Raw genomic sequence first — 8,403 nt, 5'->3', positions numbered from 1 at the left:
TTAATTAGTTTTAATTAGTTTTAATTAGTTTTAATTAGTTAATTCAATAAAGTATTTGAATTGATTTTTGTTTTAAAACAAAAGAAATAATGATTTATAAAAGAATAGTTTTATACTATTCTTTTTAATTAATTTTTCATTTTTCATTTTTAATTTTTATTCATGATTTTATTTATCTAAAATTAATTTAATATTATTTAATTTGACTTAAAAAAACTATATTAATGGAGAGAATTATGTTAAACAAATTATTAAACGGGAAGGTAATCCTAATTGCTTTTATCTTAGTTTTATTTTTAGCAATACCTTCTTCTTTTGCTGGAGATTCATCCGCTATAGACATTGCAGACAATTCATCCTATGATATTGATGGTCTTGCATTGTCTTCTGTTGATTCTCAAGTATCAAATGATATTTCTGATTCTATAGTTTATAGTGATGATAATATTTTAAGTGATGAAAATGACATCGCTGATGATGTTATTTCCAAGGATTCCAGTTTTAAAAACAGTTTGGAATCAAATAAATTAAATGATGGCTCAGTATGGTCAAATGAGAATTTGGGAACTAGTTATGATACCCTGTATGAAGCGGTTTCAGCTGCAAGTTCCAATGATACAATTGTCTGTATTGAAGCCGGCAGTGAATATCTAAGCAACCTGACCATTAATAAGGATATTTGCATCAAGGCTCAAAGCTTAGGTGACATGACCTTAAAATCCTATGGCAAGAATATATTTTACTTAAATAGCGGATGTTCATTGACTTTGGAAAATCTTGTCTTTAGCGGAATCTCTCTTGGTTCCGGAATGAGAGGAGCTGCAGTTTTCGGCTATGGCGATATAACTGTTAACAACTGTCAATTTTCAAATATCACAACAGATCTTGCTACTAGTTATGGCGGGGTAATCTATAGTGACAAAAGCGGTGCAAAAGTAAAAATTAGCTCATCAGTCTTTGAAAATATCTCTACAGCTATTGGAGTAACCCATATTTCAGGAGGAACTTTGGAATTAAGTGATTGTAATTTTAAGAATATTCGTTCCTATGGTTATGGCGGTGCAGTATATTCATGGGGTTCTGACGTTTTAATTGAAAATTGTCAATTTATTGACTCTACCTTAAGTGAGCCAATGATTTTTGCTACCCAATCCTATTTGTCAGTAAACAATTCCGTATTTAAGAATTTAAAGAGTTCTGATTATGCTGCTGGAATCTATTTGACCTATAAAGCAGAAGGAAAAATCACAAATACCCTATTTGACTCCTGCACTTCCACTTATTCTCCAAGTTATTCAAGCTCTTCCTCTGGTGCAGCAGCAATTGCATCCGAGGGGGAATATGTTGAAATTGCAAACTGCACTTTCATTAACGGTCAGGAAACTGGTTTTTACACAGGAACTACAATTAAAGGAGTTTCAGGAGCAATTCTAATCAATTCAGAAGCAGACATCTATAATTGTATTTTCCTAAACAACAGTGTAAATTCAAGAGCTTCCTATGGATATAATGATATTTTGGCATTGGAACCTATTTATGCAAACTATAACTACTGGGGCTCCAATGATGGTGTAAATGAAAGTTTGGTACGCATGGATTATGTTACCGTAAACAATTGGTACATATTGGACCTTGATACAGATGGCGATGTAATATGCACCTTTGATAAGGAAATCACATTCTCCCTTAATCAAATTAAAAATCGGGCAGGCGAAATAAGTTCTGCAGACAGTTTAAATGACATCAATCTAACAGTCATTCCTAGCCTTTCCAATACAGAAAGCTATGAGCTCCAAATTGTGAATGGAACTGGAGTCATTAACTATAACAGTCAGGATGCAGGTACAGAAATCCTTAAAATCAATAATGTAAGCGATGAATTTTCATTCCCTGTCTTGGCTGATGCATCATCCTCAATTTATGTTGCAGAAAATGGTAGCAATGATAATGACGGCAGCTTAAATGCTCCATATGCAACAATTGAATTTGCATTAAGCAAGGTAAGCTCTTCAAGGAATATAATTTACATCAAGCCAGGCAGATACAATGAATCCAATCTTCTCATTGACAAATCAGTAAGCATTCTATCAATTGACAATGGTGAAAACAATGTAATCATTGATGCTCAAGGCAATGGGCCAATCTTCAGCATTTCAAAGGATCTTGATGTTGTCATAAGGGACATTAGCCTTGTAAATGGAAAGACTGAATCCGATGGAGGAGCAATTTATGTTCTTGACGGTACCAATCTAAGCCTAAACAATGTGAAAATCATTAATTCCTCCGCAGAAAATGGTGGAGCAATATATTCAGAGGCCAATCTTATTATTTCAGATTCTGAATTCATCAACAACACTGCAGATGAATATGGTGGAGCCATCATGCTTCTAGGCAGTGGCGAAAATATTATTTCCTCCTCCAATTTCACAAATGGCTCTGCTAATAATGGCGGTGCCCTTGCAGTAAAGGCTAATTTAGTATTGGATTCATCCAGATTGGAATACAATAACGCCAGCTTAAATGGTGGAGCTGTCTATGTTGACAATTCCAAGAATGGGCTTATTGAGATAAAGAACAATTTCCTTAATGTAAACATTGCTCAAAATGGTGGGGCAGCCTATATTTATGGCGGAGATAAGCAAATCAATCTTTCAAACAATATCTTTGCTGAAAATACTGCCAATTCATATGGTGGAGCAATTGCATTAAATGAGACCCTTGTAAAAATGACCCAAAACAATATGGGCGGAAATGAGGCTCATGATGGGGATAAGATTTATCTGCAGGATTCTAAAGTGAATGCTAAACTTGTTTTCATGAAGGGCGATACAGTAAACGCTTATCTTGACCAGACCCTTAGCTTGAATGCAAGCGTTACAGATGATTTAAACAATACAATCAGCGGCGGAAATATAATATTTTATGTAAATGATGATATGATAGGCAGTTCTCCAATAGTCGATGGAATTGCCCTCATTGATTATACAGTAAGTGAAATCACAAGCAGCGATTTAATGGTATGGGGTGTATATGACGGTGCAAGTGATGACTATAGCTTAACAAAAGGATACATTCACACAGTTTCCCATCACTGGTTTATTGAAGGAGGTTCCTCCTATGAATACCTAAGTGATGCTGTTGCAGCTGCTAAGGCAAATGATGTAATCTATGGTCTTCCAGGCACATACACAATTAATCAGGTAGTTGTGGATAAAAGCCTTACAATCAAGGCTCTCAATAATGGAGAAATCACCTTAAAAGGTTCAAATTCCAAGATCTTTAACATTACAAAAAATTCAAAAGTTAATTTAATCAATTTAACCTTTACAAATGGTAGCTCTACAGGTTATGGCGGTCTTATTGAGGCCAGAGGTAATATTACTCTAATCAATTGTACTTTTGAAAACAATGCATTAACAAATTACAGTGCACAGGGAGCTGCCATTTTCCTATGGGATTATTCAGAATTGACCATTGACTCTTGTGAATTCAGAAACCTTTCCAATGTAAATACTGGCGGTGCTGTATATGTTTATTATGACTATTCCAGATTAACAGTTAAAAATTCCACATTTGACAATATTTCAGGAAGAGGAAACGGTACTGTAATCTATTCAAGCAGTCCTGTTGAAATTTACGATTCCAATTTCACAAATATTTTAGGTTCATTCTATATAGGAACTGTAACCTATAATTATGCTGCAGTTTATGTCGGTGACAGCCTAACAGTGAACAACTCAAGATTTATTAACATTACAGGTCCTAGAGCATCAGCAATTGCTGTAATCCATTCACGTGCTACCTTAAACATTAGCCATTCAGTCTTTGCAAATAACCTGGGATTGAATACTACAATTTGGTCAAAGGCTCTTGAAAACCATATCAATTACTGTCTATTCATAAACAATACTGGTGTGAGCGGAAACTACTGGGATTATATTGGAGACGGATATTATCTTGAAGAAAATGATTTGGAATACAACTATTGGGAATCAAATGAAAAGCCTGTATACAACTTTGCAAATTCAAGTGTTGAAAACTGGGTTATTCTAGACATTTCAAGTGATGAGAACATGCTTATTGCAGGTTCCACAAACGATATCCATGTTGACTTAAGCCGTTACACCGACGGTGAAAATGTCAAGGACCTTGAAGAACTCATGCCTGATTATATATTTGAGCTAAACGCTACAAAAGGGGAAATCGACTCCACCGTTGAACTTGTTGAGGGTCATGGAATTGCAAAATACATTGCCCCTATTGAAAATGTTCATGTATATGTCTATATCGAACCTAGTGACCAATTCCTTGAGTTTGATGTAATGCAAAGCGACTCTGTCATCTTTGTTTCAAATACCGGATCAGATACAAGCGGATTAGGAACCTATGACAATCCTTATGCAAGCATTGGCTTTGCATTGACCCAAGTGAATGATGTGAAAAACATCATATTCATTGATGATGGATTATATAATGAAAGTGACTTAAGCATTGACAAGGCTGTTACCATTCAGGGACGTTCAATTGATAATGTAATCATTGATGCCGGTGAAAATGGAAGGATATTTAAGATATCAGATTCAGCAGATTCTGCAGACATTCCTGTAATAATCACAAGTTTGACTTTAATCAACGGAAATTCAGATAATGGTGGAGCAATCTATGCTGATTGGGGTGATTTGATGATATATAATATAGTTGTCAAGTCATCAAGTGCAGATAATGGAGCTGCATTATACTTGGCTACAGATGCAGACATTCATGATAATGTTTTCATTGATAATGATGGGGATGCAAATGGCGTAATTTATCTTGCAAGCGGAGATTATTACTTAAGCAACAATATAATCAATAATTCCGACTCATCTCCTGTAGAAAATGCAATCCATGTTTATGATGCCAGCTTGAATGTTAAAATCGTATATCTTGACAATAAGACTGTGGAAATTCCTAAGGCTACCCAAACAAACTTGACTGCAGTAGTAAGTGACGATATGGATAACCTTATAAGCGGTGGAAAACTTGAATTTATTGCAGGTGCCGCCATAATTGGAAATGCCAGTGTTGATAAGGGAATTGCAACTGTGCTTTACACAGTTCCAAACACTGAAAACAGCTATGTGATTTCAGGTTCCTACTCAAATGGAAACGATAAAAGCCAAGTCAAGACAGGTACAGTCAGATCCATCAAATTAGGATTCTTTGTAAATGATGTCGGTTATGAAACCTTGGCACAGGCTGTTGACGCTGCAAATGAGGGGGATACAATCATAGCTATTGAAGGAAAATATGATGTTAGCTATGAATACCTGACAAAAAGCCTAACTGTTAAGGCAAATGGCAGTGATGAGGTTGTATTGCACCTTTCAGGACGTTACCTCTTTGAAATAGAACAGGAAAATGTAAGGCTTAATCTTGAAGGATTGACCTTTGAAAACGCAAACGGATATGGAGGTTTCTTTATCTATAATCAATTCGGTATTGTAAACATTAACAACTGTACCTTCAGGGACTCTGCATTGGAAACTGTCACTGCAGTCATCTACACCTACAGCGGCATATTAAACATTAACAACACCAATTTCGGTGACCTCTATCTTACAGAATCATCTACATCCGGTAGGGGCGGAGCTATTGGTGCCGTAAACTCCTATGTTTATGTAAACAATTCCAATTTCAACAGAAACAATGCAGGAAGCTATGGCGGAGCTATATATTTAAGCTCTTCCACTCTGAATGTTTTTAACTCCACCTTCCAGGATAACCATGCCGGTTTCCGTGGCGGAGCAATTTATGGTGCCTCAGGTTCCACATTGTATGCAGACAACTGCAGATTCATAAACAACAGTGCGACCGCATACACTTCAAGTTATGGAGGAGCTGTCTGCGTTGAATCAGGTCAGGTAACCATTACTCGCTCCCTCTTTATGGATAACTTTGGAAGAGGCAAGGGCGGAGCAATTTACGTTGCAAGAAATGCAAGCTTCAACTACAATGTATTCATAAACAATATTGTTGATGGAGGATATGGTGATGACATTTACTTCAACTGGTTTAATGAAACCTATCCTGATGAAAAGGTCAATGCCGAATACAACTACTGGTTAAGTAATGAAGGGCCAATAGGAAACAAGATTGGAACAAATATAGTTTCCGCCATAATCTCTACAGATAAATGGGTAATTCTTGAACCTTCAATCAATGAAACCACTGTGATTTTAGGCCCTACCTACACTGTAACTGCAGACTTGACCCATTATGTCTACAACGACAAGGTCTACAAGCTTGAGGACAATATAGCTCAATTCGATTTAGAGCTTTCAGCTGTTTTAGGCAATCTTGATGATGATATCTCAAGCACTGTAACTGTTATTGATGGAATTGCAACTGCAATTTACACCCCTCTTGCAATAGGAAATGAGACAATCTACTTCGAGCCAACAGAACAGACATTGAAATTCTATGTCGATTTTGGTTCAGACTATTACATTTCTGCAAATGAAAGCAATATAATTGCAGACTTAGGTGATTCCTACAGCATCGATTTAAGCGTATTGGACAAATACAGGACAATTACAAATGACCTTGACGGACAATACATTATTGTAAGCTATAAAGTGGACAATCAGACCTATACCCTTTCAGATAAGAAATTGGTAAAGGGTTCATATGCAAGCTTTAACATAAATGAGCTCGTTGAACTTGAGGCTGGAGACTCCTGCATACTCACATTTGCCCTTGAGGATACATCCTATGACCTTGACAGCATGAAAGTCAAATTGACCATCAATAGATTGGTCACTGAAATCATTGCAGAGGATACAGAATGCACAATCGATTCTGGAGACTTAAACATTAAATTGTTAAGCGGAGAAGATCCTCTTGCAGATAAGGAATTGACTGTAGTTATCCAATCCGATGATGGAAGCTATAATTACACTGTCAAAACCATTTCAACCGGCGCTGCAAGTGTAAATCTTGGTGAGCTAAGTGCAAACAACTACACTGCAAAAATCAGCTTTGCAGGAGATGGGAACTATCTTTCCTGTGAAAAAGAGATTAATATAGTTGTCAACAAGTACCAAAGCTCTATTGAGGCTGAAGACATCAATCAATCCATTTCAAATGCAAGCCTTGAAATTGTTTTATTGAATGGAACAAATAGGATTTCATCTCAGGAGATTAAAATTTTAATTCTATCAAATGAGGACAATTTCACAGTTCTTGAAGAGACTGTAATGACCAATAACCTTGGTATTTATAAATTGGACTTAAATGAATTGGCAATTGGCCAATACACTGCATACCTTAGCTATGAAGGAAACGATAAATTCGAGCCTTCAGAGAGGATAAGCAATATTGAAATCTATCAGCTCATTCTTGCATTGGATGTTGAGGATACAATTGTCACTGAAGGTTCAGGCGCATTGGAAATCACCTTAATTGCAAACGGCATAGGACTTCCAAATGAGATTATTAATGTAAGCATTGCCAGCTTTGACTATCGTGTTTTAACCGATTCCCAAGGTAAGGCAAGCGTTGACTTAAGTGACTTGGTTGTCGGTGAATACAATGCTATCGTAAGCTTTGCAGGAGATGGAATATATTATCCTATCTACACTTCAGTTAACATTCTTGTAAATGCAAACAGCGGTACAGACAATGGTACAGACAATGGAACCGACACAAACGGCACTGACACAAATGGCACTGACACAAACGATACTGACACCAATCTTACAAACATAAGGGATGCAAGGATTATTCAGGAACTTATTGACAATGCCAGTGATGGGGACATTATCAATCTTGGTAACTATGTTTATGAAAATGCATCAAACATCGAGATAAACAAAAACATTACATTGAAGGGCAAGCAAACCACAATCATTGGAATGGGTGACGGTTCTCCTTTATTCATTATTCCTTCAGTCTCTGAATCCGGAGTTGAAAGGGTAATTATTGAAGGAATTGATTTTGTTGCAAACAATGGAGATGTTCTCGTTAAGGCGAAGGCTCTTAACGGTACAAGTCCTTTATCAATTGACGTTCCTATGATAAGCATTGTAAACAATACAGTCACTGCAAGTGAAGGAACTGTTGCTGAATCAGTCACTATTCTTGAGCTTGAAAGTGAAAGGGGAGTTCTTGCACCTACAAGAGACATCAATGTAAGTGGAAACACCTTTGAAAGTGGCGTCAATCCATTCAAGTTTGATGTAACCGGATTTGTAGACAATTCTGATGCAAACGTTCCTGTTGGCGGAAACATTCCTGATAAATTGGCTACAGAGATTATCTGTAATAATATGACTACCAATGCAATCAATACTGTTCTTGACGGCAGGAATGGTGAATACTTCAATTTCAAGCTTGTTGACTCCAATGGCAATGCTTTGGCAA

At 36.5% G+C, this 8,403-nt stretch carries 1 protein-coding gene; it reads left to right on the top strand.

Annotated elements, in window-relative coordinates:
- Positions 1-236: 236 nt before the first annotated feature.
- Positions 237-8,403: right-handed parallel beta-helix repeat-containing protein (locus tag Q0138_RS02340; RefSeq protein ID WP_297980397.1), on the top strand; the 8,167-nt coding region annotated here is incomplete at its 3' end.

The sequence above is a fragment of the uncultured Methanobrevibacter sp. genome, assembly GCF_937906425.1.
Taxonomy (GTDB): Archaea; Methanobacteriota; Methanobacteria; order Methanobacteriales; family Methanobacteriaceae; genus Methanobrevibacter.
Note: the sequence above shows the minus strand (reverse complement) of the source record. Positions and strands in the feature narration are given on the sequence as shown.